The organism is Rhizobium mulingense, assembly GCF_029194105.1.
In the GTDB taxonomy this organism is placed as follows: domain Bacteria; phylum Pseudomonadota; class Alphaproteobacteria; order Rhizobiales; family Rhizobiaceae; genus Rhizobium; species Rhizobium mulingense.
This window is the reverse complement of record NZ_JARFVE010000003.1, coordinates 52,546-77,907: the sequence shown is the minus strand read 5'-3', so window position 1 is coordinate 77,907 and position 25,362 is coordinate 52,546. Positions and strand designations below refer to the sequence as shown.

The window sequence follows — 25,362 nt, the reverse complement described above, 5'->3', positions numbered from 1 at the left end:
CCATGCGGCGTTTCCAGCATTACATCGACGGCGAATTCTCGGACGGCGAAGCTTCCTATCCTAGCATCGATCCGGCTTCCGGCAAGGTCTGGGCGGAGATGCCGGAAGCGCGCGAGGGTGATGTTGATCGAGCTGTGAACGCTGCCGAAAAGGCGCTCTACGACGGCCCGTGGGCTAAGATGACGGCTACCCAACGCGGCAAGCTACTTTACAAGCTCGCCGATCTGGTTGCCGCCAACGCCCCGATTCTGGCTGAGCTGGAGACGCGCGACACCGGCAAGATCATCCGTGAGACATCCGCGCAGATCGCCTACGTCGCGGAATATTACCGCTATTATGCCGGCATCGCCGATAAGATCGAAGGCTCCTACCTGCCGATCGACAAGCCCGACATGGATGTCTGGCTTCGCCGCGAGCCGATCGGCGTCGTCGCCATGGTCGTGCCATGGAACAGCCAGCTGTTCCTGTCGGCGGTCAAGATCGGCCCGGCGCTCGCCGCCGGCTGCACGATGGTGGTAAAGGCCTCGGAAGACGGGCCGGCGCCGCTTCTCGAATTTGCGCGTCTCGTGCATGAGGCGGGCTTTCCCGCGGGCGTCGTCAATATTATCACCGGCTTCGGCGCCTCCTGCGGCGCGGCGCTTGGCAGTCACCCGAAAGTTGCGCACGTCGCCTTCACCGGCGGCCCGGAAACCGCGCGCCATGTCGTTCGCAATTCGGCCGAAAACCTCGCCTCCACCTCGCTTGAACTCGGCGGCAAGTCGCCCTTCATCGTCTTTGCCGATGCCGACCTCGAAAGTGCTGCCAATGCCCAGGTCGCGGGCATCTTCGCGGCGACAGGGCAGAGCTGCGTTGCCGGCTCGCGCCTGATCGTCGAGCGCAGCGTCAAGGACAAATTCGTCGCTCTGCTGCGGGAAAAGGCTACGGCTATCCGGATCGGCGCGCCGCTCGATATGGCAACCGAGGTCGGTCCGCTTGCTACCAAGCGCCAGCAGGACAATATCGGCGCTCTCGTCGAGCGGTCGATCGAAAGCGGCGCCCGTCTCGTCATCGGCGGGCGCAAGATCGACGGCAAAGGCTTTTACTTCCCACCGACGATCCTCGATTGCGACAATGTAGCCTCGCCCTCGCTGATCGAGGAATTCTTCGGGCCGGTCCTGTCGGTCGTGTCGTTCGAGACGGAGGCTGAAGCGCTGAAGCTGGCCAACGACACCCGCTATGGCCTGGCCTCCGGCATCTTCACCCAGAACCTGACCCGGGCGCACCGGCTGATGAAGGGCATCCGCGCTGGCATCGTCTGGGTCAATACCTATCGGGCCGTATCGCCGATCGCGCCGTTTGGCGGGTTCGGCCTCTCCGGCCACGGCAGGGAAGGCGGCATGGCCGCGGCGCTCGACTATACCCGCACCAAGACGATCTGGCTGAGAACGTCGGACGATCCGATCCCCGATCCTTTCGTGATGAGGTAGCGCCATGTTCTACGAAATCCGGACTTATCGGCTGAGGAACGGCGCGATCCCGCAATATCTCAAGGTCGTCGGGGAAGAGGGGATCGAGATCCAGAAGAGCCATCTCGGCACGCTCGTCGGCTACTTCTTTTCGGAGATCGGCACGATCAACGAGATCGTCCACATCTGGGCCTTTACGAGCCTGGACGATCGGGAGGCGAGACGCCAGCGGCTTATGGCCGATCCGCAATGGCAGGCCTTCCTGCCCAAGATTCGCGACCTGATCGAGGTGGCGGAAAACAAGATTATGAAGCCGGCAAGCTTCTCTCCCGGGAGCGGGGCGCGCTGACGGCATAAGGCATACCCGTAGGACAAACCACAACAGGGATAAGGGAACATGAAAACGACATTTGCTTTCGCGGCGGTTGCCGCATTCGTGGCGGTCTCCGCGCCGGCGCATGCCGACAGCATGGTCTTCTCGAGCTGGGGCGGAACGACCCAGGATGCGCAGAAGGCCGCATGGGCAAGCCCCTTCGCAGAGAAGACCGGCATCACCGTCGTGCAAGACGGCCCGACCGACTACGGCAAGCTCAAGGCCATGGTCGAGGCCGGTGAAGTCAACTGGGATGTCGTCGACGTCGAAGGCGACTATGCCGCCCAAGCCGGCAAGAACGGCCAGCTCGAGAAGCTCGACTTTTCCGTCATCGATAAATCGAAGCTCGATCCGCGCTTCGTCACCGACTATTCGGTCGGCAGCTTCTATTATTCCTTCGTCATCGGCTGCAATGCCGATGCCGTCAAAGCCTGCCCGAAGACATGGGCCGACCTGTTCGACACGACGAAGTTTCCCGGCAAGCGCACATTCTACAAGTGGTCGGCTCCCGGCGTGATCGAAGCGGCGCTGCTCGCCGACGGCGTGCCGGCCGACAAGCTTTATCCGCTCGATCTCGACCGCGCCTTCAAGAAGCTCGATACGATCAAGTCGGATATCATCTGGTGGTCGGGCGGCGCCCAGTCGCAGCAGCTGCTGGCCTCTGCCGAGGCGCCCTTCGGCAGCGTCTGGAACGGCCGCATGACGGCGCTTGCGGCGACCGGCATCAAGGTTGAAACCTCCTGGGAGCAGAACATCACCGCTGCCGATGCGCTTGTCGTGCCGAAGGGCGCGCCGAATGCCGAGGCCGCGATGAAGTTCATCGCGCTGGCAACCTCGGCCGAACCGCAGGCTGCCCTTGCAAAGGCTACGGGATATGCGCCGATCAATCTTGACTCGGCCAAGCTGATGGACCCGGAAATCGCCAAGACGCTGCCGGACCAGCAGACCGCAAGCCAAGTCAATGCCGATATGAACTACTGGGCTGATAATCGCGATGCCATCGGCGAGAAGTGGTACGCTTGGCAGGCGAAATAGTCCGAAACTGGAGATGAATGGCACGGCGAAAATCGCCGTGCCTCCTGCAGCGGCGGTACCCGTCCATCGGACCTCGCCGCCCGCGGAAATTGACGGGTGGGAAGGACTGTCATGTCGACGTTAAGCGACGCCTCCGGCGCAATTGAGCCTTTGCCAAAGATACGCAGGGCAACAGGTTTTGGCGGGGTCGTTCCGGCTCTTGCCTTTGTGGGCATTTTTTTTGTCGCACCAGTGGCGATACTGCTGCTGCGCAGCGTCCTGGAGCCCGTTCCCGGCCTTGGAAATTATGCCCAGCTGATCGGCTCTGCGACCTATCTCAAGATTTTCGCCAATACCTTCATCGTCTCAGGCCTCGTCACCGTGATTTCGCTTTTGATCGGTTTTCCCGTCGCCTGGGCGCTGGCGATCATGCCGGGTCGGCTGAGCACGGTGATCTTTGCGATCCTGCTGCTCTCGATGTGGACCAACCTGCTGGCTCGCACCTATGCCTGGATGGTGCTGCTGCAACGCACCGGACTCATCAACAAGATGCTGATGGGAATGGGTCTGATCGACCAGCCGCTGGCGCTCGTCAACAATCTGACCGGTGTCACGATCGGCATGACCTATATCATGCTGCCTTTCATCATCCTGCCGCTCTACGGCGTGATCAGGAAGATCGACCCGTCGACCCTGCAGGCGGCAGCCCTTTGCGGCGCCAACCGCTGGCAGTGCCTGACGCGGGTTCTGCTGCCGCTGGCGATGCCCGGCATGGCGGCTGGCGCCCTGATGGTCTTCGTGATGTCGCTCGGCTATTTCGTCACGCCCTCGCTTCTCGGCGGCACTGCCAACATGATGCTGGCAGAACTGATCGCACAGTTCGTGCAATCGCTGGTCAACTGGGGAATGGGCGGTGCAGCGGCGCTGGTTCTCCTGGTCGTGACGCTCTCGCTTTATGCCGTGCAGCTGCGTTTCTTCGGCAATCAGAATCCGGGACGACGTTGATATGCTGCTCAATTTCGACCGTCTCGGCTGGTGGAAATACGTCCTGCTCGCGATCACGCTTCTGACTGCAGCCTTCCTGCTGCTGCCGATCATCTTCATCGCGGCCCTGTCCTTCGGCTCCTCGCAATGGCTGATCTTTCCGCCGCCGGGCTGGACCTTCCAGTGGTACAGCGAACTCTTCGCCGACCCGCGCTGGCTGGAATCGGCTTTGACGAGCTTCAAGATCGCCGGCATCGTCACGGTTCTGTCGGTGCTGCTCGGCCTCGTCACGTCCTTCGGATTGGTGCGCGGTTCGTTCATGTTCCGCGATGCGCTGAAGGCGCTCTTTCTGACGCCGATGATCCTGCCGGTCGTGGTTCTCGCAGTTGCCCTCTACGCTTTCTTTCTCAGGATCGGCCTTGGCGGCACCTTGATCGGCTTTGTCATTTCGCACCTCGTGCTTGCGCTCCCGTTCTCGATCCTATCCATATCAAGTGCGCTGGAAGGCTTCGACAAGTCGATCGAGGACGCGGCCGTGCTGTGCGGCGCCTCGCCTTTGGAAGCGAAGATCAGGGTCACCCTTCCGGCGATCAGCCATGGGCTGTTTTCGGCCGCCGTCTTTTCGTTCCTGACATCCTGGGACGAGGTGGTGGTGGCGATCTTCATGTCGAGCCCCACCCTGCAGACGCTGCCGGTGAAGGTATGGGCGACGCTCAGGCAAGACCTGACGCCTGTTGTCGCTGCCGCATCGACCCTTCTCATCCTTTTGACGATCATCTTGATGGCGCTGGTTGCCGTCGTGCGCAAGGTACTGAAACAATGAACGAACCATTCCTTCAGATCCGCGGAATACGCAAGGAATACGGCCCAGTCGTCGCCGTGCATGACGTCAATCTCGACGTCCGGCGCGGTGAATTCCTGACCTTCCTCGGTCCGTCCGGATCCGGCAAGAGCACGACGCTCTACATCCTGGCCGGCTTTGAAAGTCCGACCAAAGGCGACATTACGCTCGAGGGGAAGACCCTGCTCGCCACGCCATCGCACAAGCGCAATATCGGCATGGTGTTCCAGCGCTACACCTTGTTTCCGCATCTGACAGTCGGCGAAAACATTGCCTTTCCGCTAAAGGTCCGGCGCAAATCGAAGGCCGAGATCGACAGCCAGGTGAAGGAGATGCTACGCCTCGTCCGGCTCGAAGGCTTCGAGGATCGCAAGCCGGCGCAGATGTCCGGCGGCCAGCAGCAGCGCGTCGCGCTCGCCAGAGCTCTTGCCTACGATCCGCCGGTACTGCTGATGGACGAGCCGCTGTCGGCACTCGACAAGAAGCTGCGCGAGGAAATCCAGCATGAGATCCGCCGCATCCACCAACATACCGAGGTGACGATCCTCTACGTCACGCACGATCAGGAAGAGGCGCTGCGGCTCTCCGACCGCATCGCGGTCTTTTCAAAGGGCGTCATCGATCAGATCGGCACAGGCCCGGAGCTCTACGCCAATCCCAAGACGCGCTTCGTTGCCGAATTCATCGGCGACAGTGACTTCATTTCATGCGACCTGGTGTCGTCTTCCGATGGACAAGCCACCATAGCGCTCGGAGGGGGAACCATCTTCAACCAGATTCCCGTGCATGGAAAAGGGACCTCCGGCGCAAGGGCGGCGCTGATGCTGAGGCCGGAGCGCATTCGGCTGTCGCGCGCGAGAGCCGCCGGCGCAGGTCTTGCCGCGACGGTCAGCGACATTACCTTTCTCGGCAACAATATCCACGTCTCCACGGAGACGGCGACAGGCGAGGCGCTTTCGGTTCGCTTGCCGTTCGGGCATGAGGCTATTGCGGGGCTCAATCGTGGAGATATAGTCCATCTCGATTTCGATCCCGGCGCCGCTCACGTATTCTGTTGAAAGTTGTCCCATGAAACTCAATGATCCCTCGCTGTTCCGCCAGGCATGCCCCATCGCCGATCGCTGGATCGAAGCGGAAGGTCGCGCGTCGGCCATGGTCCGCAATCCGGCGACAGGTGAGGTGCTGGGTGCGGTCCCCGATTTCGGTGCGACGGAAACGGAAGATGCCATTCGGGCCGCCGTCATCGCCCAGAAGCTTTGGGCGAAGAAGACCGCCGGGGAGCGCGCCGCCATTCTCAAGGCTTGGCATCGCCTGATGATCGAAAACCGTGACGATCTGGCGATGATCCTGACGCTGGAGCAGGGAAAACCCTTGGCTGAAGCCAAGGGGGAAATCACCTATGGTGCGAGCTTCATCGAATGGTTTGCCGAAGAGGCACGACGCATCAACGGCGAGATCGTACCAGGGCATCAGCCGGACAAACGCATCCTTGTGCTGCGCCAGCCGGCCGGCGTCGTGGCGGCGATCACGCCCTGGAACTTTCCGAACGCGATGATCACGCGCAAGATCGGCCCCGCGCTTGCCGCCGGCTGCGCCGTCGTTCTCAAGCCGGCGCTGCAGACGCCGTTCTCCGCGATCGCGATCGCCGTCCTCGCAGAGCGAGCCGGCCTGCCGCCGGGCCTCCTCAACGTTGTCACCGGTGACGCCGCCGCAATCGGCGGAGCGCTGACCGCCAGCCGCGACGTCCGGGTCCTGACCTTCACCGGCTCCACCCGGACGGGCGAGCTGCTTTACTGGCAATGCGCGCCGACGATCAAGAAGCTCGGTCTCGAGCTCGGCGGCAATGCACCCTTCATCGTATTCGATGACGCCGATCTCGATGCGGCGGTCGAAGGCGCCATCATCGCCAAATTCCGCAATAACGGCCAGACCTGCGTCTGCGCCAACCGGCTTTATGTCCAGGATGGCGTCTACGAGGCATTTGCAGCCAAGCTCGCCGAGGCAGTTTCGAAGTTGAAGGTCGGCAACGGTCTGGAGCGTGACGTCGTGCTTGGCCCGCTCATCGACGACAATGCCGTTGCCAAAGTCGAAAGCCATATCCGGGATGCCGTTGCAAAAGGCGCCGGGATCGTAACGGGTGGCAAGCGCCACGCGCTTGGCGGCCATTTCTTCGAGCCGACCATTCTGCGTGACGTTGCTGCCGGCATGCAGGTGGCGCGTGAGGAAACCTTTGGGCCTCTTGCCCCGCTTTTCCGGTTCCGCGACGAGCAGGACGTCATCGAGCAGGCAAATGACACCGAGTTCGGACTTGCCTCCTATTTTTATGCGCGCGATCTGTCGCGGGTCTTCCGCGTGGCCGAAGCGCTCGAATATGGAATGGTCGGGGTCAATACCGGTCTCGTCTCCACCGCCGAGGCGCCGTTCGGAGGCGTCAAGATGTCGGGCCTCGGCCGCGAAGGCTCCAGGCACGGATTGGACGAATATACCGAGCTCAAATATGTATGCCTGGGCGGCATTGCCTGATCCTCGACCTTTGCGTTCCAGCGCCGCCTGTAATGAAAGATCGGCATGCATCTCGTCAGCATTGCCATGTACCTGACGTCCCGGCCGCTCGCGGAGGCGACGGCCGAACTCTGGTCGTTTCTCCGACACTACCTCCTGCACTCCGGGCTCACGGGGGTGCCTGAAACGCTCGACCAGACGGTTGCCTATGACGAAGCCTGGCTGAGGCCGGACCTGCTTCTGTCGCAGGCATGCGGCTATCCTTTTGCCACGAGCCTGCGCGGCCGGGTGCGGCTGGTGGCCACGCCCGTATATAGCCATCCAGGCTGCGATGGGCCGTTGATGCGCAGCTTCATCATCGTCCGGAAGAATTCTTTCCTTCGCGTGCTGGAGGATCTGCGCGGCACGACAGCTGCGATCAACAGCCCTGACAGCAACTCCGGCAGCAATCTCTTTCGCGCCGCCGTCGCTCCGCTTGCGCGCAGCGGCCGTTTCTTTGGCCGGATCATCGAAACAGGCAGCCACGGCGGCAGCATTGCCGCCGTTGTCGAGGGCAGGGCGGAAAGCGCGGCCATCGATTGTATCGCTCTTGAGAATATCCGCCGTTTCGATACCGCCCTGGTCGAGGACATCCGGATCATCGCCGAAACACCCAAGGCGCCCGGTCTCCCGTTCATCACATCAGGCGACACATCGAGCCAAACAATCCTCCTCCTTCGAGGTGCGTTGCATGCCGCCATTAGAGAGCCGTCCTTGGCGGCCATGCGCGCGACGCTCGGACTGGTCGATATCGCGCTGCTCTCCGAAGCGGATTACGAGCCGCTCCTGTCAATGGCCGGCAATGCTTTGCCGCAGTTGAGAGCCTGAGTTTTTCTTTAAGCACCTCGTCAGGTCGCCCGAAGCGATGTGATGAATATTGACACTGTATGCGACGCTACCGATGATAAAAGGAACGATGGGGTATGCCAGTGGCGTCGGATAGCATTCATGTGAAGGTCAGTGGGCAGTTGCAGGATCATATCCAGCAGCAGATCGGTGACGACGGCCTCTATGAAAATGCCAGCGAATATATTCGCGCCCTTATTCGCCGCGACTTGCAGACCCGTGATGAGACCTGGGATATGCTGCAGAAGGAGCTTGCGCCTGCGATGCGGGCCGACGACAGCGAGTTTGTCGCCCTTTCGGCTGAAGACGTCATAGGCCGCAACAAGCGCCGATAGCGATGCGCTCTTATCGATTTTATCTGCGTGCTACCGCCGCGCAAGGACAGGATTTGGCGTGATACCTGCGAAGCTTGGGGAGAAACAAAGGCGCACATCTACATTCTCGGGCTGCACGCCTATTTGCAGCGTTTGTGTGGGGATCGGTTCTGCAACGTCTGGCAGTTCCGGCAGACATCAAGCGGTTAGCCTATTTCGGTCGTTACTATCAGTGTTCTTTCGCGAGCTTAATAACGGCGATCTTGGTATCATGGGCATTGTTCACGAACGGATGAATCTGCCGCTCCGGCCCAAAAAGGATTTGGCGGCACTCTCAAACAAAACAACCGTGAGGGGCGGGATCTTCGGTCGGTAGGATTGCTCTCGAGGAGGGGGTTAACCGAAACTCAGAACCGGTGTTCCGCTCCCTCCACCGGATCTGCCCAGACCTTCATGCCAGGCGCAAAAGGCGTTTCGCCTTCGGCGCGCACGACCATTTCGCCGAGGTCGGTGACATCGAGATAAAGGATCGCATCGGCGCCGAGCCGTTCCACATGGCGGATTCTGCCCTGCCACTGGCCAGGGCCTTCCGAAAGCCTGATATGTTCCGGACGGATGCCGTAGGTCGTGCAGTTCATTCGCCGTGCCGTCTCGCCGCCATAGAGGTTCATCTTCGGGCTGCCGATGAAGCCGGCGACGAAGGGTGTGGCGGGATTGCGGTAGAGCTCCATCGGGCTGCCGATCTGCTCGACGGCGCCACCGTTCAGCACGACGATCTTGTCGGCCATCGTCATGGCTTCGACCTGGTCGTGGGTGACATAGATCATCGTCGATTTCAGCCGAGTGTGGAGATCGGCGATCTCAAGCCGCATCTGGGCTCTGAGCGACGCGTCGAGATTGGAAAGCGGCTCGTCGAACAGGAAAACCTTGGGATCGCGGACGATCGCCCGGCCTATGGCGACGCGCTGTCTCTGGCCGCCGGAGAGCGCTTTGGGCTTTCGCTCCAGCAACTGGGTGAGTTGCAGCGTTTCCGCAGTCGCCGCGACCTTGGCGGCAATTTCCGCCTTTGGACGGCGGGCGAGTGAAAGGCCGAAGCCTATATTCTCCGCAACCGTCATATGCGGGTAGAGCGCGTAGCTCTGGAACACCATGGCGATGCCCCGCTCGGAAGGCTCGGCATAGGTCACGTCCTTGCCGCCGATGGTCAGCCTACCTGAAGTCGTCTCTTCCAGACCAGCGATGATGCGCAGCAGCGTCGACTTCCCGCATCCCGACGGGCCGACGAAGACGACGAATTCGCCGGAGGCAACCTCAAGATCGATACCTTTGATGACTTCGAGTGCGCCGAAGCTCTTGCGAACCTGTTTGAGAGTGAGCTCAGCCATTCTGCTACCCTTTGACTGCGCCTGATGTCATGCCTGCGACGATCTGGCGGTTGAAGAAGATGAAGACGATCAGCGGCGGAATCGTTACGAGGAGGATGTTCATGAAAAGCAGATTGTACTGGCTCGAATACATGCTCTGGAAATTATAGAGCGTCAGCTGCACCGTCACGTTCTCCTTGCCCGGCAAGTAATAGAGCGGATTGGTGAAATCGTTGAAGATCGCGATCGACTGGACGACGATATTGGTCACGGTCACCGGCTTCAGCAGCGGCAGGACCACCCGGAAGAAGATCTGCCGGGGCTTGGCGCCGTCGATCAGCGCCGCCTCGTCGAGATCGCGCGGGATGGTCGAAATGAACGACCGATAGAGCAGGACCGAAAAGGAGAGATTATAGGCAACCTGGATCAGGATCATTCCAGTCATGGTCTTGAAGAGGCCGATGCCCTGCAAAAGGCCGATGGTGGGAACAACGGCCGGCGGCATCATCAGGCCCATGAACAGCGCAGCGAAAGCCACGCGGTTCCACGCCGTCTTGCGGCGCTGCATCACATATCCGACCATCGCCGACAGCAGGATCAGGATCGTGACGGAAACGACCGTGATCAGTGTCGAATTGAAATAGGCAAGCACGAGCTGATAGTCGCGCGCCTTGAAGACGGCGACGAGATTGTCCCAGAACAGCCAATGCTCTGGGAATTCGAAATCGAGCCGGGAGGCCTCCGATTTCGATTTCACCGCCTGCAGGGCGACGAAAACGAAAGGCATGACGAAGATGATGGCCGCGACGGCAAGGGCTATCGCGCCCGTCACATAGGGGCGGACGCTTCTCATTCCTCGACCTCGCGTCGGTTGAACCACAGGGTGAAGGGCAGGATGATCACGGCGATCAGTGCGAACAGAATGACGTTGCCGGCCGTCGACAGCCCATAAAAACCAGCCTGGTACTGCTTGTAGATGACCGAGGCGATCACATCGGAAGAGAAACCGGGTCCGCCGCGGGTCATGGCCCATATGAGATCGAAGGAACGGAGCCCACCGATCAGCGACAAGGTCACCACGATGACGGTGGCGGGACGCACGAGCGGCAGGGTGATCCGAGTGAATTGCTGGAGCCGCGTGGCGCCGTCGATCCTCGCCGCCTCGTAATAATCCGGGCTAATCGCAGCAAGACCGGCGATGAAAATCAGGGTGGCGAGGCCGACGCCCTTCCAGACATCGACCAGGGCCACCGAAAAAAGCGCAAGTGTCGGATTGGTCAGCCATCCCGGCCCCGGTATTCCAAGCGTCGCGAGCGTAACATTGATGATGCCCTTGGTCGGATGCATCATGACCGTGAAGGTTATGCCGATGCCGATCGTCGAGACCAGCACGGGAAAGAAAACCAGCGTGCGCAGGAAGCCACGGGCGAAGATATTGCTGGTGAGCAGCACGGCCAGCAGCAGTCCGCAGACCGTTTTCAGGCCTGAGGTCGTCACCGCGTAGATCAGCGTGTTGATCAGACCCTTGATCAGGAAGGGTTCGGAAAAGAACTGCTGGAAATTTTCGAGCCCGATGAACTGGGCCGTCGAGAGATCCCAGCGCGTCAGGCTATACCAGAGAGACGATATGGTCGGAAAAAGGAACAGCACGCCGTAAATGATGGCGGCGGGAATGAAAAACCACAGCGGGTAGGGCGATTTGCGCGAGTGCGGGCGTGTCTCGGTCATGACTACCTCTTCGATCGGGGGAAACCTCGCCCCGTCAGGAGCGAGGTTAGCTGGCCCGAACGACCGCTACCAGTTGGGCAGGCCGAGCTGCTTGGCCTGTTTGCGCACATCCTCGTCATAGAGCTTCGCTGCCTCGGCGGGCTGGCGAATCCCTGAACCGACTTCGACGGTGATCTGCTCGAGAGCCGGACCCTTCACCGGCGATACGAATTCCAGTGCCGGGGTCGTCTTTCCCTTGGCGTCGAAATAGGGGAGCATGTCCTTTACGGCAGGCGGTACGTCGGCAGGCAGATCGCAGCCGTCTATCAGCGGAGGCCCCTGCACGGTGTTGGTTTCCACCATGATCTTGCAGCCTTCGACGCTTCCGGCGAAATCCACGAACTTCTTCGCTTCCTCTGCGTGCTGGCTGGTCAGGGGAATATAGAGGGCGGGCGGCATCCAGACCGTCAGGCCGTTCGTCGCCGCATCGTCGCTCGGCTGCGCGAAGAAACCGACATCTGCAAGATTCTCGGGATAATTCTGCTTGATGGCGCCGATGGCGAAGCTCAGCATCGGATAATGCGCTGCTTCGCCGGTCGCCACCATTCTGAGGCCGTCGTCATAACTTGCCGCGCCGAAATCCTCGTTCATAAGGCCGGCGTCGTGAACATCCTTCAGCCGTTCGAAGCCTTTGGTGGCGGCGGGCGTCTCCGCATATTTCGCCTTGTTGGCAGTATAGTCGGCGGCGAAGTTCGGCACGGCGGCATGAAGATTGTAATAGTCGGCCAGAACGAACAGCTGCGATGTCCAGGTATCGCGATAGGTCTGCGCAACGGCGACCTTGCCCGAAGCCTTGACCTTGGCATTGTTGGCCATGAAATCCGCCCACGTCTTCGGAACGGTGAGGCCGAGGTCCTGATAGATCTTCCTGTTGTAGAGGATGCCACCCGCCATCGCCGTGCCGAAGGGAACGCCGTAGAGCTTGCCATCGGCACGGACGACCGACTTGAAGCCTTCATCCACCTTCGCCTGCGACGCAAGACCGCTCAGATCGACAAGTGTCTGCGCCGGCCTCAGCGCCTGTAAGAGAGATCCAGAATTATAGAGGAACACATCGGACATCTCCCCCGTCGCCAGGCGCGTCTTGATGATGTTGTCACCCTCGCCACCACCTGCCCGCGGCTCGATTTCGATCGTCACGTCGGGCGCCTTGGCCTGGTAGGCCGCAACCAGTGCTTCGGCCGCCGCGACCGTGTCGGGGTTGTTGTCGATCAGGAAAGACAATGCGGTTTCTGCATGAGACGGGCTGGCCGCGGCCAAGGCCAGAAGCGCGGATGCGCCGGCAAGAATGTACCTTATCCGATGTGTCATGACGTTCCTCCTCTGAACGGTGTGACCTATATGCTCCTCAAGAATCGCGTAGGGAAAACACCAGCACGTGCGTGCCCGGAGGAAGAACGGCCTCCTCGACGACAGGCTCTCCGTTGAGCAAAGGGTTCCGGTGTCGCCGTCCCGGCCGGAAGCGGCCGATGCAGCCTTCCGGAAGCGTCAGCACGTAGGTGACCTCGTTTCCAGCGCACTGCCAGCCGGCCTCGATGCGGCCCTTGCTGATGTCATGATAGGCTGAAACAGGCGAGAGCGACGGGATTGGTGCCGGGTCTATGATCACTTCGGCAAAGCCGGGTGCTGCCGGGCTCGGCGAAATGCCGGCGACGCATTCGAACAGCCATTGGCAGACCGCCCCATAGGCATAGTGGTTATAGCTGTTCATCTCGGGTTCGTAGATGGTGCCGTCGGGCGCCATGGAGTCCCAGCGCTCCCAGATCGTCGTTGCTCCCTTGGAGACCTGGTAGAGCCAGCCCGGCACGTCTTCCTGCAGGAAGACTTTTTCGGCAAGGTCATCCATTCCGAGCTTCGTCAACGCCGGCAGCAGGGCAGGGGTGCCGATGAAGCCGGTGCCGATCTTGTAGTCGGCATCGATGATCACCTGCCTGAAATGCTGCCGGGCCGCCTGATCATGCTCTGCAGGTATCAAGTCGTAGAGGAAAGCGAGTGCATAAGAGGTCTGGTCGTTGTGAGCGAGTCGTCCCGCCGGCGTGATGAACTCGTTGGCGAAAGCGTGCCTGATTTCTTCGGCGCGGCGCTTCATCTGCTCTTCAAGCGTTTCTTCGCCGAGAACGGCGGCGATTTTTGCCAGAAGATCTGTCGAGATGAAGTGGTAGAGGGTAGCTGCACAATCGTCGGCAATCGTCGGGCGCGGCTTTCTGTTGTCGCCGACCGGCTGCAGCCAGTCGCCGAAGGTGAAGCCGCGCGCACCCCAGCGTGACGGCGGGCGCACGATCGGGCCATCCGAAATGGACCAGACGAAATCGACCCAGCGCACCATGGAATCCAGGCATTCCGAAAGAACGGCCCGATCGCCGTAATGGGTATAGAGAACCCAGGGAATGACGACGATTGCGTCGCCCCAGCCGGTCGAGCCGGCATAACCAGGGAAGTTGGCGGGGTGCAGACGCGTCGGGTCCGGCGAGAAATGCGAGACGGCGCCGTCATCGCGCTGGTCGGCCATTACATCCCGCAGATATTTCCTGAGGAAGGATTGACTGTCGCTCAGCCAGCAGGCGGTTGCGGCAAACACTTGGGCGTCACCGGTCCACCCAAGCCGTTCGTCGCGCTGCGGGCAATCTGTGGGCACCTCGACGAAATTCGCGCGCTGCGACCAGATGGTATTCTCAACCAGGCGATTGACGAGAGAATTGCCTGAAGTGAAGCCGCCGGCGGGTTCCGGCACCGACGAGATCGGGATCGAGGCGATTTCGAGGATCTCTGCGTTTCCAGTAATCGTCACTCTGGCATAGCGGAAACCGTGGAAGGTGAAGTGCGGCGCATAGGTCTCGTCGCCGTCTCCGCGCAACGTGTAAAGCGTGTGCGCTGCGGCCGTACGGAAATTGCGATTGTCGAAATGGCGGCCCGGCCCGAGGACTTCCGAATGCTCGACCCGCACTTCGCTGCCACGGACGCCGCGGACCGTATATCTGACATAACCGCCGGCATTCTGGCCGAAGTCATAGACCGTCCTGCCTTCATCATCGCTCCAGCTGTCGATGGGGGCGAGCGGCTGCAACTCCCGCACTGCCGCGGTCTCATGGGCGACGAGCAGCCCCCTGTCGAACGGCAGTCTCTCGGTCCCATGGGTTTCGTCCAGGTTTTCCCGGAGCGCGTCATAGATCTCGCCGAAATAGATCCCCGACTTCAGAATTGGCAGAAGGCCGCTCCGCCAGCTCGGATCGGTGGACAGAATGGTGCCGTCCCCTCCGACCAGATCGGCAATGGCGCCGATCCTGTCGCCCCAGCAATTCGGGATCGCGCTGACGCCCCACATGATCGGCGATCGGTACCATCCGTCGGCGAGCCAGATCTCGATCCGGTTGCGGCCTGGTTTGAGTAGGCTCGAGACGTCGTATCGCTGATAGGCAATGCGATCGTCATAGTTCGTCCAGCCCGGCGTCAAGAGATCGGTGCCGACGCGCCCACCGTTGATGAAGCAGCGGTAGAGGCCGAGCGCGGAGATGAAGAGCTCGACCGGACGTCCGGCGCCATCGTAATCGAAGCTCTTGGAGACGAAACTTGCCGGCGTTCCCTGACCGCCGTCCGACAGTGGCGCGATCATGTCTCCAGACCAGGCGCGCGAAACGCGATCGCCGCTGATGGCTGCCGGCTGAAAGTTCATCAAGTCCCTCCCGGATAATGTAGAACGTTCTCCATATAACGTTCTACATTTTTTTCGGAAGCGCAATAGAAATTTCGTCGCCAGTCTGCCATGTTGGTTCTGCGAGCAATTGTGACGGCTCGCAGAGTAGCCCAGAGATCTCATGTCGATCGAAGAGAAGAAAAGACTGCAACGAAATGATCGCGTGACGATCCGGACAGTGGCAACGCATGCAGGCGTATCGGTCGCCGCGGTTTCCAAGGTGATGCGAAACGCCTACGGCGTCAGTGAAGCGCTACGGGCGAAAGTGACCGACGCTATTGAAGTGCTTGGATATCGTCCTTCACGCGCGGCGCGCGGGTTGCGGGGCCGCAGTTTCACCATCGGCGTGCTTTTGATCGACATCCGCAATCCCTTCCTTCCGGAGGTGATTGCCGGGGTGAACGGCGTGCTGGCGCCTTCGCATTACCAAGCGATGATCGGCGTCAGCGATGCGCGCGTGCAGCTGGAGACGTCGCTGATCGAGTCGATGATCGACTACAAGATGGACGGCCTGATCCTGGTTGCGCCGCGCCTGCCCTCTGACATCATCGCAAAGTTTGCTGCTCAGATACCGATCGTCGCGATCGGTTATCACGATGCCGGCGCTACGGCCTTCGATACGGTAAATGCCGACGACCAGCGTGGAGCCGAGATTGCGGTTGAAGCTTTGCTTGCCTGCGGCTATCGCGACATCGAAATGCTGAGCCTCGGCGAGCGTGAGGGGCACCAGGTTTCCGTCGTTCGCCAGCGTGAGATCGGCTTCCGCCGGGCGATCCAGCGTGCCGGATTGGGATCGTCTGCGCCGATCACGAAAATTCCGATCGCCCCGCCAAAGCGGGAGGAAACGATGCGAAAGTTCCTGTCGAGGAAGAACAGGCCGCGCGCCGTGTTCTGCTGGAGCGATCTGGACGCCATCACCCTTCTGAGCCTGGCGATGGAAATGGGTGTGCGTGTGCCTGAGGATCTTGCCGTTGTCGGATATGACAATTCGTCGACCGCAGCGCTCGGCCTCGTCAATCTCGCAAGCATCGATCAGTCGGGCAGGGAGCTCGGTCAGGTCGCCACCCGGACGTTGATTTCGAGAATAGAGGGCCGCACCGGCGCCGAGCATATTTTCCAGATGCCGTCGCTGGTCAGCCGCAACAGCTTGATCCGCTCCGGCATGGCGCCGGTCACTTAGAGCGAGGCATGGAAAGGCCGGCAGCTCATGTGCGCTGCCGGCCTCGCAATCTCAGGCGGCCTTGCCGAGTTTCGAGGGCCGCGTCGCGGCAGCCTTCTCGACCATGGCGGTGACTTCGGTGCGCCGTGCCCCTGAAAGCGGCAGGCGCGGCATGCGGACGCGTTCGGAGCCGCGGCCCATGATCTGCTCGGCGAGCTTGATCGACTGCACGAGGTCATGCTCGGCATCGAGATGCAGAAGCGGCATGAACCAGCGGTAGATCCTGCGGGCCTCTTCCCAGTCGCCGCGTTCGGCGGCGGCAACGAGCTGCACGGATTCCTCAGGGAAGGCGCTGGTGAGGCCCGAGACCCAGCCCTTGGCGCCGAGCATCAGACCCTCGAGCGCGACGTCGTCGAGGCCGGCAAAGATATCGAAACGGTCGCCGAAGGCGTTGATGAGGTCGGTGAAGCGGCGCGGATCCGGCGCACTTTCCTTGACCGCCTTGATATTCGGCACGTCGGCAAGCACTTTCAGCACGTCGACGCCGATGTTGACGCGATAGGCCGGCGGGTTGTTGTAGAGCATGATCGGCAGCGAGGTTGCCTCGGCCACGGTGCGGAAATGCGCGATCAGCTCTTCCGGCTTGGGCACATAGACCATGGCCGGCAGCAGCATCAGGCCGTCGGCGCCGAGCTTTTCGGCGTCGCGGGCATAGGCGACGGCGCGCCGCGTGTCGAATTCGGAGACGCCTGTGACGACGGGAACGCGGCCGTTGACGACCTCGACGGCGGCTTTGAGGATCGTGCGCTTCTCATCGGGATCGAGCGAGTTGTTCTCGCCGCAGGTGCCCATGACGATCAGCCCGTTGACGCCGTCATTGACGAGCGCGTCCTGAACGCGCTGGGTCGAGGGCAGATCCACGGAAAGATCTTCGTTGAATTGTGTCGTTACGGCGGGAAATACGCCCTTCCATCCTGTCGTCATCGCTTGAACCCCGTTGAAGTCAGCAGTGTTATATACAAACTGTCGACAGAACTCAACCCGCTTTATCAGGACCGTTGCAGAAACCGGCCGAAACGCAATACAAGGCTTCAGGACAGAGGCAGGACATATGCAGAATGAGACGGAAAATGTACGGGTGCGCGGCTCCGGCACGCAGAGCGTCTATGTGACGCTGCGCCGGGAGATCCTGTCGATGGCTTTGGAGCCCGGTAGCCCGCTCGATGAGGTCCGACTGTCGGAGCGTTTCGGGATGTCGCGGACGCCCATTCGCGAGGCGCTCCTGCGGCTTGTCGCCGATGGGCTGGTCACGACCCTGCCGAACCGGAACACGATCGTCGCGCCGATCGATTTTGCAAGCCTGCCTACCTATTTCGAAGCGCTGACGCTGATGTACCGGGTCACGACGCGCGGGGCGGCCGAAAGGCGGAACGGCGAAATCATGAAGAGCATCCGCCAGCATCAGAAGGATTTTGCCGATGCCGTCGCCGCGCGCGATGCCTATGCGATGATCGAGGCGAACCGCGAATTTCACGTGGCGATCGCCGAGCTTGCCGGCAATGCCTATTACACGGCCTTCTTTGCCAAATTGCTCGACGAAGGCCGCCGCATCCTTCGCCTTTACTACTCGACCTTCGACGACCGCCTGCCGCGCCAGTATGTCGACGAACACGAGGAAATCATCGCCGCGATCGAAGCGGGCGATGCCGAGCGGGCAGACCGGCTGGCAGTTGCCCACGCCGGCCAGATCGTCCACCAGATCCAGGACTATCTCGCCCGCAACCTCGACCGTCCGATCGCGATCAGCTTGTCCTGAAGCGCCGGATCAGAGTACCCGCTGTTCTTGGCCTCCTTCTCTGTAACCTGTGATTACCTTTCCAGGGGCGATGGGGGAAACCGGTATTGGGGGAGGGCCGGGGGTGGCAAGCTGCTAGCCAATGCCTACGGGCTGCCTCCGTCAGAACCACCGGCATCAAAGCCTGCGGCAAAACCGGCTAACCCGAACTTTATGGTCCGGCGCTCTCCAGAATGCGGGTCGCGAGCTTCAGATGCGGCAGATCGAGCATGCGTCCGTCCACCTGGATGACACCCGCATCGGGGTGGGCGGCAAAGGCGGCGGCGACCTTTTGCGCCCAGGCGATCTCGGAGGCATCCGGCGTGAAGGCGTGGTTGATCGTTTCCACCTGGCTCGGATGGATGGCCATCATGCCGGAGAAACCGTCGCGCCGGGCGCGGCCGACATAGGCCCGCAGACCGTTGAGATCGCGAAAATCGGGAAATACTGTATCGATCGCCGGAACGGCTGCGGCATGGGCTGCAAAGAGCGTCAGCGAGCGGGCAAGCTCGTAAGGCGGCGTGTAGCGTCCGTCCGTCCTGCGCGCCGTCGAAGCCCCGATCGCAGCCGGCAGATCTTCGGCGCCCCAAGTCAGGCCGCAGAGCATGTCCGAGACCTCGTGATAGCTGCCGATCTCGAAGATCGCCGATGGCGTTTCGGTCGCGATTGGCAGGATGGGAAGAGCCGCCGCGAGCGAGCTTGCAAGCTTGCGCACCGAAGCGGCGCCTTCGGCCTTCGGCAGCATGAGCCCGAAAGGCTGAAGACCGTTCAGGGCGGCGAGGTCATCCTCGCATTCCGGCGAGGCGAGGGGATTGATGCGGATCAGCAGCTTGGTCTTGCCGGCATGGCGTTGCACGAATTCATGCACGCTGTCGCGGGCCTTTGGCTTGTTGGCCGGCGCGACGGAATCTTCCAGATCGAGAATGACGGCATCGGCGCCCGATGTGAGCGCTTTTGCAAAGCGCTCCGGCCGGTCGCCGGGCACGAAAAGCAGCGAGCGCAGCCTCATGATGGCTTCCCCTTCAGCATGGCGGTACGCAGGCACTGGCAGACGATCTCGTCGCGCTGGTTCAGCGTGACATGACGGAAAGTTACGATGCCGGCATCGGGGCGGGAGTTCGAGCGGCGCAACTCCGTCACCTCCGTTTCCACCCGCAGCGTATCGCCGATGAAGACCGGTTTCGGCATCGTCACCTTGTCATAACCGAGATTGGCGACGAGCGTGCCGAGCGTGGTGTCGCCGACCGAAAGGCCGACGGTCAGCGCAAAGGTGAAGGTGCCGTTGACGACGATCCGGCCAAACTCGGTGCCGGCCGCATATTCGGCGTCGAGATGTAGGGGCTGCGGATTGTGGGACAGCGTCGTAAAAAGCAGGTTGTCGGTCTCGGTGACGGTGCGGCGGATGTCATGGGCGATGCGGTCGCCGACCATCCATTCATCGAAATAGCGGCCGGCCATTACTCCTCTCCCTTCATGACGGTGACGACCAGCTGGTTTTCCGAGACGCGGACGCCGGGGGAAACCTGCAGTTTGCCGACGATGCCGTCGAAGGGCGCCCGCAGCGAATGTTCCATCTTCATCGCTTCGACCGTCAGCAGGCGGTCCCCCTTGGCGACACGATCGCCCTCAGTGACCTCCACCGAAATGACGAGGCCCGGCATGGGCGACAGGATGGCGCCATCGCCCACGCCGTGATTTGCCTCGACCTCGCCCGCATGGGGCAGGCCGATCGACCAGGCATTGCCAGCATCGAAAAGCACCGTCGTCTCGTCCGTCTCGATCGTCTTTGCTTCGAGGCCGGCGCGCGCGCGTCCCCAATGGAGATGACCGTCGATGCGCAGGCGCACGCGGCTGTCGCTTGGCCCAGCAATGCGGAAGCCGGTCAGCGCGGACCAGGGATCGCCATGTGCAGCCTTCGAAAGTGCCGTGGCCGCTTTTTCAATGACGGTTTCATCAGGCTCGCTGGCCACGAGGCTTTCGCCATGGCGCTCGAGGAAGCCGGTATCGATCGGTGCGGCGCGAAAATCCGGATCATTCGCGATGCGGGCGAGAAGGCCGGCATTGGATTTGACCGGCCAGACCTCGATCTCGGCGCAGGCGGCTGCGAGCTTCGACAAGGCGGCCTCGCGGTTCGGCCCATGCGCAATGATTTTGGCGATCATCGGATCGTAGAAGGCGGTGATCTCATCACCCTGTTCGACGCCGCTATCGACCCGGACGGACGTCGGGAGTTTGAGATGGTCGAGCCGGCCGGTCGAGGGCAGGTAGCCGGCGGCGGGATTTTCGGCATAGAGTCGGGCTTCGAAGGCCCAGCCGTTCATGGTGATCTCGCCCTGGCCTTTCGGCAGAGGTTCGCCGCTGGCGACCTTCAGCTGCCAAAGCACCAGATCCTCGCCTGATATGGCCTCGGTGACGGGATGCTCCACCTGCAGGCGCGTGTTCATCTCCATGAACCAGATGCGGTCGGGACTGAGGCCCGAGGAGGCGTCGGCGATGAATTCGATCGTACCGGCGCCGACATAGTTTACCGCTCTTGCGGCCTTGACCGCCGCATCGCAGATCGCCGCGCGGGTGGCGGCATCAAGACCGGGGGCGGGAGCCTCTTCGATGACCTTCTGGTGCCGGCGCTGCAGCGAGCAATCGCGTTCGAAGAGATGGACGCAATTTCCGAGCTTGTCGGCGAAGACCTGAACTTCGATATGGCGCGGATTGGCGATATAGCGCTCGATCAGAACGCGGTCGTCGCCGAAGGCGGCAGCCGCTTCGCGCTGGCAGGAGGCGAGACCCTCGGCAAAATCCTGCGGCCGGTCGATGCGACGCATGCCCTTGCCGCCGCCGCCGGCGACGGCCTTGATGAGCACGGGATAACCGATGGCATCGGCCTCGGTCGTCAGCCTTGCCTCGCTCTGGTCCGGCCCGAGATAGCCAGGGGTGACGGGCACGCCGGCCGCCTGCATCAATTGCTTGGCGGCGTCCTTCAGCCCCATGGCGCGGATTGCGGCCGGCGGCGCGCCGACCCAGATCATGCCGGCCTTTTCAACCGCTTCGGCAAAATCGGCGTTTTCCGACAGGAACCCGTAACCGGGATGGATCGCGGCAGCGCCGCTTTTTTGGGCGGCCTCCAGGATGCGTGCCTCGGAGAGATAGCTTTCGCGGGCCGGCGGGGGGCCGAGGGCAATCGCCTCGTCGGCTTCCCTGACGAAGGGCAGGCCGGCATCGGCCTCGGAATAGACGGCGATGGTGCGGATGCCGAGTATCTTCGCCGTGCAGATGATGCGGCGGGCGATTTCGCCTCTGTTGGCAATGAGAAGACTTTCCATCATGACCCGCCTCACATCCGGAACAGGCCGAAGCGCGGCCCTTCCGGGATTGGCGCATTCAGGCAGGCGGAAAAGGCAAGGCCCAGCACATCGCGCGTCTGGCGCGGGTCGATGATGCCGTCGTCCCAGAGGCGGGCGGTGGCATAATAGGGATTGCCCTCCGCCTCGTAGCCGGCGCGGATCGGCGCCTTGAAGGCCTCCTCCTCATCGGCCGGCCAATCCTCGCCGCGTGCCTCCATCGCGTCGCGGCGGATGGTGGCAAGCACCGAGGCCGCCTGTTCGCCGCCCATCACGCTGATGCGGCTGTTCGGCCAGGTAAACAGGAAGCGCGGGCGATAGGCGCGCCCGCACATGCCGTAATTGCCGGCGCCGAAGCTGCCGCCGATGATGACGGTGACTTTCGGCACGGTCGCGGTCGCAACTGCGGTCACCAGCTTCGCCCCATCCTTGGCGATGCCGCCGGCCTCGTAGCGGCCGCCGACCATGAAGCCGGAGATGTTCTGCAGGAAGAGCAGCGGCACGCGGCGCTGGCAGGCAAGCTCGATGAAATGTGTGCCCTTCAGCGCGCTTTCGGAAAAGAGCACGCCGTTATTGGCGATAACGGCGACAGGCATGCCCCAGATGCGGGCGAAGCCGCATATGAGCGTCGTGCCATAGAGCGGCTTGAACTCATGCAGTTGCGAGCCGTCGACAATCCGACCGATCACTTCACGCACGTCATAGGGCGAGCGCACGTCATCCGGAATGAGCCCGCAGAGATCTTCAGGATCAAGCTTCGGCGGCCGAGGAGGCTGAATGTCGATATCGACCGATTTGACGCTGTTGAGGCTGGCGACGATATCACGCACCAGAAGCAGCGCATGTTCGTCGTTTTCGGCGACATGGTCGACAACGCCGGAGCGGCGGCCATGGGTCTCGGCGCCGCCGAGCTCTTCGGCCGAAATGATTTCGCCGGTCGCGGCTTTGACGAGCGGCGGGCCGGCGAGGAAGATTGTGCCCTGATTGCGCACGATCACCGTTTCGTCGGACATGGCGGGAACATAGGCGCCGCCTGCGGTGCAGCTTCCCATGACGCAGGCGATCTGGGCAATGCCTTCGGCCGACATCTGCGCCTGGTTGTAGAAGATCGCGCCGAAATGATCGCGGTCGGGGAAGACCTCGGCCTGATGCGGCAGATTGGCGCCGCCGCTGTCGACCAGATAGAGGCAGGGCAGCCGGTTCTGCATGGCGATTTCCTGCGCCCTGAGATGTTTCTTGACGGTCATCGGGAAATAGGCGCCGCCCTTTACCGTCGCGTCATTCGCCACGATCATCACCTCGCGGCCGCAAACGCGGCCGACGCCCGCGATGATGCCGGCACCCGGCGCCTCGCCACCATACATGCCGTTGGCCGCCAGCGTGCCGATCTCCAGGAAGGGACTGCCGGCATCGATGAGCAGCTGGATACGGTCGCGCGGCAGGAGCTTGCCCTTGGCCGTGTGACGCTCACGTGCCGATTGCGACCCGCCCTCGCGCGCCTTTGCCGAACGCTCGATGAGCTCGTCGATCAGCGCCTTGTTCTTGACGGCATTGGCTTTGAAGTCCTCGCTGTCGCGATCGATCGCAGTCGAAATCATCGTCATGATGCGATGAGCTCCCGGCCGATCAGGTAGCGGCGGATTTCGTTGGTGCCGGCGCCGATATCATAGAGCTTGGCGTCGCGCAGGAAACGCTCGACGGGCCATTCCGTGGTGTAACCGGCGCCGCCGAGCGCCTGGATCGCCTCCAGCGACACCTTCACGGCGTTCTCGCTGGCAAAGAGGATCGCGGCGGCCGCGTCGGTGCGGGTCGTGCGGCCGGCGTCGCAGGCGCGAGCGACGGAATAGACATAGGCGCGCGCCGAATTCAGCGCGACATACATGTCGGCAATCTTGGCCTGCATCAGCTGGAAATCGCCGATCGGTTTGCCGAACTGCTTGCGATCGCGCACATAGGGCAGCACGACATCAAGGCAGGCCTGCATGATGCCGAGCGGGCCGCCGGCAAGCACGGTGCGCTCGTAATCAAGGCCGGACATCAGGATCTTCACGCCTTCGCCTTCCCTGCCCATCAGTGCCTCGGCCGGCACCTCGCAATCTTCAAAGACCAGCTCGGCGGTATCGCTGCCGCGCATGCCAAGCTTGGAGAGCTTCTTGGAGACGCTGAAGCCGGGCATGTCCTTCTCGATGATGAGCGCAGAAATGCCTTTCGGGCCGGCGGCGGGATCGGTCTTGGCATAGACAACCAGCACCTCGGCATGCGGCGCATTGGTGATCCAGAACTTGGTGCCGTTGAGGATGTAGCGGTCGCCCTTTTTCTCGGCCCGCAACCGCATCGAGACGACATCGGAACCGGCGCCCGCCTCCGACATGGCGAGCGAGCCGACATGCTCGCCGGAGATCAGCTTCGGCAGATGGCGACGCTTCTGTTCCGGTGAGGCCCAACGGCGGATCTGGTTGACGCAGAGATTGGAATGGGCGCCGTAGCTCAAGCCTACCGAAGCCGAGGCGCGCGAAACCTCCTCCATCGCGACGACATGCTCGAGATAGCCGAGACCGGCGCCGCCGAATTCCTCCTCGACGGTGATCCCATGCAGGCCGAGCGCGCCCATCTGAGGCCAGAGCTGGCGCGGAAACGTATTGCTTTCGTCGATCTCCGCTGCCAGCGGAGCAATATGATCGGCGGCAAACCGCGCCGTCGTATCGCGGATCGCATCCGCGGTTTCGCCGAGCGAAAAATCAAACATGGCACTCCTCCCGCTAAAATATGTAGCGCGGGTTGCGAAAGGTTCAAAGTGCTCTTGATTTTGATGCGCGTAAGGCCTTTCCCTTCGAAAGCCAGAAGGTTTACCATGCGACGGTTCACGACAGGCGACCTCAAGCGGCAGGTCGGTGATGTCACCGATGCTGCGAGCCGGGAGCCGGTCGTTCTCACCCGCCATCACAAGCCATGTTTCGTGCTGATGAGCTATGAGCATTACCAGCGCATGCGTAGCGGCCTGGACCCACGTCGTGCCCATCACATCGCGGAGATGCCGGACGAACACGGCGAGTTCTTAGGTAAGGCGATCGAGCAGCTGGCGAAGGGCGAAGGGTACGACGACGAGCCATGAGTTTCGCTCTGCCGATCCTTGCAATGCGTGCCGGCCGAGAATCACGGGACGGGTAATCGGCAGTCGCCCCTATTCGTCCGCAAACAGCAATCGTTCATAGTCTACCGCGCCGTGGCGGACACGCAGCTTTTCGACGGCGTCGGCGATCGGTAGTCGCCGTAGGCGCGCGCGGGGATGCCGGGTTCTTCCCGGCCGGGCAGCAGGGGAAAGGGGCGGGGCATATGCCCCAGTGATTCGCACCGTTCGTAAAGCTCCCTCACGACCGTTTCGGCGCGAGCCGGACTGCGGTCCTTAGCGGCCAGCATGTTTTCCCATGCTGCATCGGTAATCCTGACCTTCATTTCCCGGCGCTTTGGTCCAAGAGGGTGCGCCCGGCTTCGGCGTCGGCGATGCCGCGTGCTGACAACATGAGCTGCCAAGGTTTGGGAGCGTTCATCAGCCGTTCGAAGCCTTCGCCGCTTGGCGGCTGGTCGAGCTCGGCCAGATAGTGTTTATAGCTGTCGGGTTCGGCCTGCACCAATGTCTGATCCAGAAGCGCGTCTTCGGCGGCACGCCGCGCCGCATCGATCATGAAATCCGACCGGGTTTTGCCGAGGGCCTTGGCGGCACGGTCGATCAGGACGCGAACGTCCTCACGAACCTTCAGCTCGACAGGGCGGTTATGGGTATTGGTTGCGTTTTTGCCGGCCATGGTATTTTCCTTCCAGGCGAACATACCGCATTTGCATACACAATCACC

The 25,362-nt window shown here is 61.8% G+C and carries 23 protein-coding genes and 1 pseudogene; 12 read left to right on the top strand and 12 right to left on the bottom strand.

Annotated features, from left to right (window positions below):
* Positions 1-2 precede the first annotated feature (2 nt).
* From PYR71_RS05290 to PYR71_RS05250, 9 genes are all read left to right on the top strand, one after another.
* Positions 3-1,466: an aldehyde dehydrogenase gene (locus tag PYR71_RS05290; RefSeq protein ID WP_275618515.1), complete on the top strand. Its 1,464-nt coding sequence runs from the start codon at positions 3-5 to the stop codon at positions 1,464-1,466.
* 4 nt (positions 1,467-1,470) lie between these two features.
* Entirely contained in the window at positions 1,471-1,794 is a 324-nt protein-coding gene (locus tag PYR71_RS05285; RefSeq protein WP_183918505.1) for an NIPSNAP family protein, read from the top strand.
* A 48-nt stretch (positions 1,795-1,842) separates the two neighbouring features.
* Positions 1,843-2,853 carry an ABC transporter substrate-binding protein gene (locus PYR71_RS05280; protein WP_183918506.1) on the top strand — a complete coding sequence of 337 codons (1,011 nt, stop codon included), beginning with the start codon at positions 1,843-1,845 and terminating at the stop codon, positions 2,851-2,853.
* Positions 2,854-2,964: 111 nt separating this feature from the next.
* Positions 2,965-3,837, top strand: coding sequence for an ABC transporter permease (locus PYR71_RS05275; protein WP_275618514.1), 873 nt, complete (start codon positions 2,965-2,967; stop codon positions 3,835-3,837).
* A 1-nt stretch (position 3,838) separates the two neighbouring features.
* Entirely contained in the window at positions 3,839-4,639 is an 801-nt protein-coding gene (locus PYR71_RS05270) for an ABC transporter permease (RefSeq protein WP_275618513.1), read from the top strand.
* Positions 4,636-5,715 (top strand): ABC transporter ATP-binding protein, encoded by a 1,080-nt coding sequence (locus PYR71_RS05265; protein WP_275618512.1) that lies wholly within the window; start codon positions 4,636-4,638, stop codon positions 5,713-5,715. The genes PYR71_RS05270 and PYR71_RS05265 overlap by 4 nt, the downstream gene beginning before the upstream one ends.
* 10 nt (positions 5,716-5,725) lie before the next feature.
* The gene (locus tag PYR71_RS05260; RefSeq protein WP_275618511.1) at positions 5,726-7,180 is read left to right on the top strand and encodes an NAD-dependent succinate-semialdehyde dehydrogenase; all 1,455 of its coding nucleotides are present in this window, start codon (positions 5,726-5,728) and stop codon (positions 7,178-7,180) included.
* 45 nt (positions 7,181-7,225) lie between these two features.
* Positions 7,226-8,026, top strand: coding sequence for a phosphate/phosphite/phosphonate ABC transporter substrate-binding protein (locus PYR71_RS05255; RefSeq protein ID WP_275618510.1), 801 nt, complete (start codon positions 7,226-7,228; stop codon positions 8,024-8,026).
* 101 nt (positions 8,027-8,127) lie between these two features.
* Positions 8,128-8,379, top strand: coding sequence for a ribbon-helix-helix domain-containing protein (locus PYR71_RS05250; protein ID WP_323115698.1), 252 nt, complete (start codon positions 8,128-8,130; stop codon positions 8,377-8,379).
* 386 nt (positions 8,380-8,765) lie between these two features.
* Here PYR71_RS05250 and PYR71_RS05245 read toward each other — a convergent pair whose 3' ends face one another.
* From PYR71_RS05245 to PYR71_RS05225, 5 genes are all read right to left on the bottom strand, one after another.
* Positions 8,766-9,743 (bottom strand): ABC transporter ATP-binding protein, encoded by a 978-nt coding sequence (locus PYR71_RS05245; protein ID WP_275618508.1) that lies wholly within the window; start codon positions 9,741-9,743, stop codon positions 8,766-8,768.
* Positions 9,744-9,747: 4 nt separating this feature from the next.
* Positions 9,748-10,575 (bottom strand): carbohydrate ABC transporter permease, encoded by an 828-nt coding sequence (locus tag PYR71_RS05240; RefSeq protein ID WP_275618507.1) that lies wholly within the window; start codon positions 10,573-10,575, stop codon positions 9,748-9,750.
* A complete protein-coding gene (locus tag PYR71_RS05235; protein ID WP_275618506.1) occupies positions 10,572-11,450 on the bottom strand; it encodes a carbohydrate ABC transporter permease in 879 nt (292 codons plus the stop codon). Before PYR71_RS05235 ends, PYR71_RS05240 begins: the two co-directional genes overlap by 4 nt.
* A 66-nt stretch (positions 11,451-11,516) precedes the next feature.
* Positions 11,517-12,800 (bottom strand): ABC transporter substrate-binding protein, encoded by a 1,284-nt coding sequence (locus tag PYR71_RS05230; RefSeq protein ID WP_275618505.1) that lies wholly within the window; start codon positions 12,798-12,800, stop codon positions 11,517-11,519.
* Positions 12,801-12,837: 37 nt separating this feature from the next.
* Entirely contained in the window at positions 12,838-15,159 is a 2,322-nt protein-coding gene (locus PYR71_RS05225; RefSeq protein WP_275618504.1) for an alpha-L-rhamnosidase, read from the bottom strand.
* 142 nt (positions 15,160-15,301) lie between these two features.
* Here PYR71_RS05225 and PYR71_RS05220 point away from each other — a divergent pair, with 142 nt between their 5' ends.
* Entirely contained in the window at positions 15,302-16,360 is a 1,059-nt protein-coding gene (locus PYR71_RS05220) for a LacI family DNA-binding transcriptional regulator (RefSeq protein ID WP_275618503.1), read from the top strand.
* 51 nt (positions 16,361-16,411) lie between these two features.
* On the opposite strand, the gene PYR71_RS05215 is transcribed toward PYR71_RS05220, so the two are convergent.
* Positions 16,412-17,323 carry a dihydrodipicolinate synthase family protein gene (locus PYR71_RS05215; RefSeq protein WP_275618502.1) on the bottom strand — a complete coding sequence of 304 codons (912 nt, stop codon included), beginning with the start codon at positions 17,321-17,323 and terminating at the stop codon, positions 16,412-16,414.
* A gap of 127 nt (positions 17,324-17,450) precedes the next feature.
* On the opposite strand from PYR71_RS05215, the gene PYR71_RS05210 reads away from it, so the two are divergent.
* Entirely contained in the window at positions 17,451-18,155 is a 705-nt protein-coding gene (locus PYR71_RS05210; RefSeq protein ID WP_275618501.1) for a GntR family transcriptional regulator, read from the top strand.
* A gap of 190 nt (positions 18,156-18,345) precedes the next feature.
* On the opposite strand, the gene PYR71_RS05205 is transcribed toward PYR71_RS05210, so the two are convergent.
* Genes PYR71_RS05205 through PYR71_RS05185 form a run of 5 tightly spaced genes read right to left on the bottom strand, consistent with a single transcriptional unit; the run spans position 18,346 to position 24,257 of the window.
* A complete protein-coding gene (locus PYR71_RS05205) occupies positions 18,346-19,182 on the bottom strand; it encodes an HpcH/HpaI aldolase/citrate lyase family protein (RefSeq protein WP_275618500.1) in 837 nt (278 codons plus the stop codon).
* Complete coding sequence (locus PYR71_RS05200) at positions 19,179-19,631, bottom strand: MaoC family dehydratase (RefSeq protein WP_275618499.1); 453 nt, start codon at positions 19,629-19,631, stop codon at positions 19,179-19,181. Before PYR71_RS05200 ends, PYR71_RS05205 begins: the two co-directional genes overlap by 4 nt.
* Positions 19,631-21,496, bottom strand: a complete 1,866-nt coding sequence (locus tag PYR71_RS05195; protein WP_275618498.1) for an acetyl/propionyl/methylcrotonyl-CoA carboxylase subunit alpha — start codon at positions 21,494-21,496, stop codon at positions 19,631-19,633. Before PYR71_RS05195 ends, PYR71_RS05200 begins: the two co-directional genes overlap by 1 nt.
* Positions 21,497-21,504: 8 nt before the next feature.
* Entirely contained in the window at positions 21,505-23,115 is a 1,611-nt protein-coding gene (locus PYR71_RS05190; RefSeq protein ID WP_275618497.1) for a carboxyl transferase domain-containing protein, read from the bottom strand.
* Complete coding sequence (locus tag PYR71_RS05185; protein WP_275618496.1) at positions 23,112-24,257, bottom strand: isovaleryl-CoA dehydrogenase; 1,146 nt, start codon at positions 24,255-24,257, stop codon at positions 23,112-23,114. Before PYR71_RS05185 ends, PYR71_RS05190 begins: the two co-directional genes overlap by 4 nt.
* A gap of 105 nt (positions 24,258-24,362) precedes the next feature.
* Between PYR71_RS05185 and PYR71_RS05180 the strand changes: the two genes are divergently transcribed.
* Entirely contained in the window at positions 24,363-24,623 is a 261-nt protein-coding gene (locus PYR71_RS05180; protein WP_275618495.1) for a type II toxin-antitoxin system prevent-host-death family antitoxin, read from the top strand.
* Positions 24,624-25,035: 412 nt separating this feature from the next.
* On the opposite strand, the pseudogene PYR71_RS05175 reads toward PYR71_RS05180, so the two are convergent.
* Positions 25,036-25,314 (bottom strand): annotated as a pseudogene (locus PYR71_RS05175) (type II toxin-antitoxin system TacA family antitoxin); the annotation flags it as partial.
* Positions 25,315-25,362 lie beyond the last annotated feature (48 nt).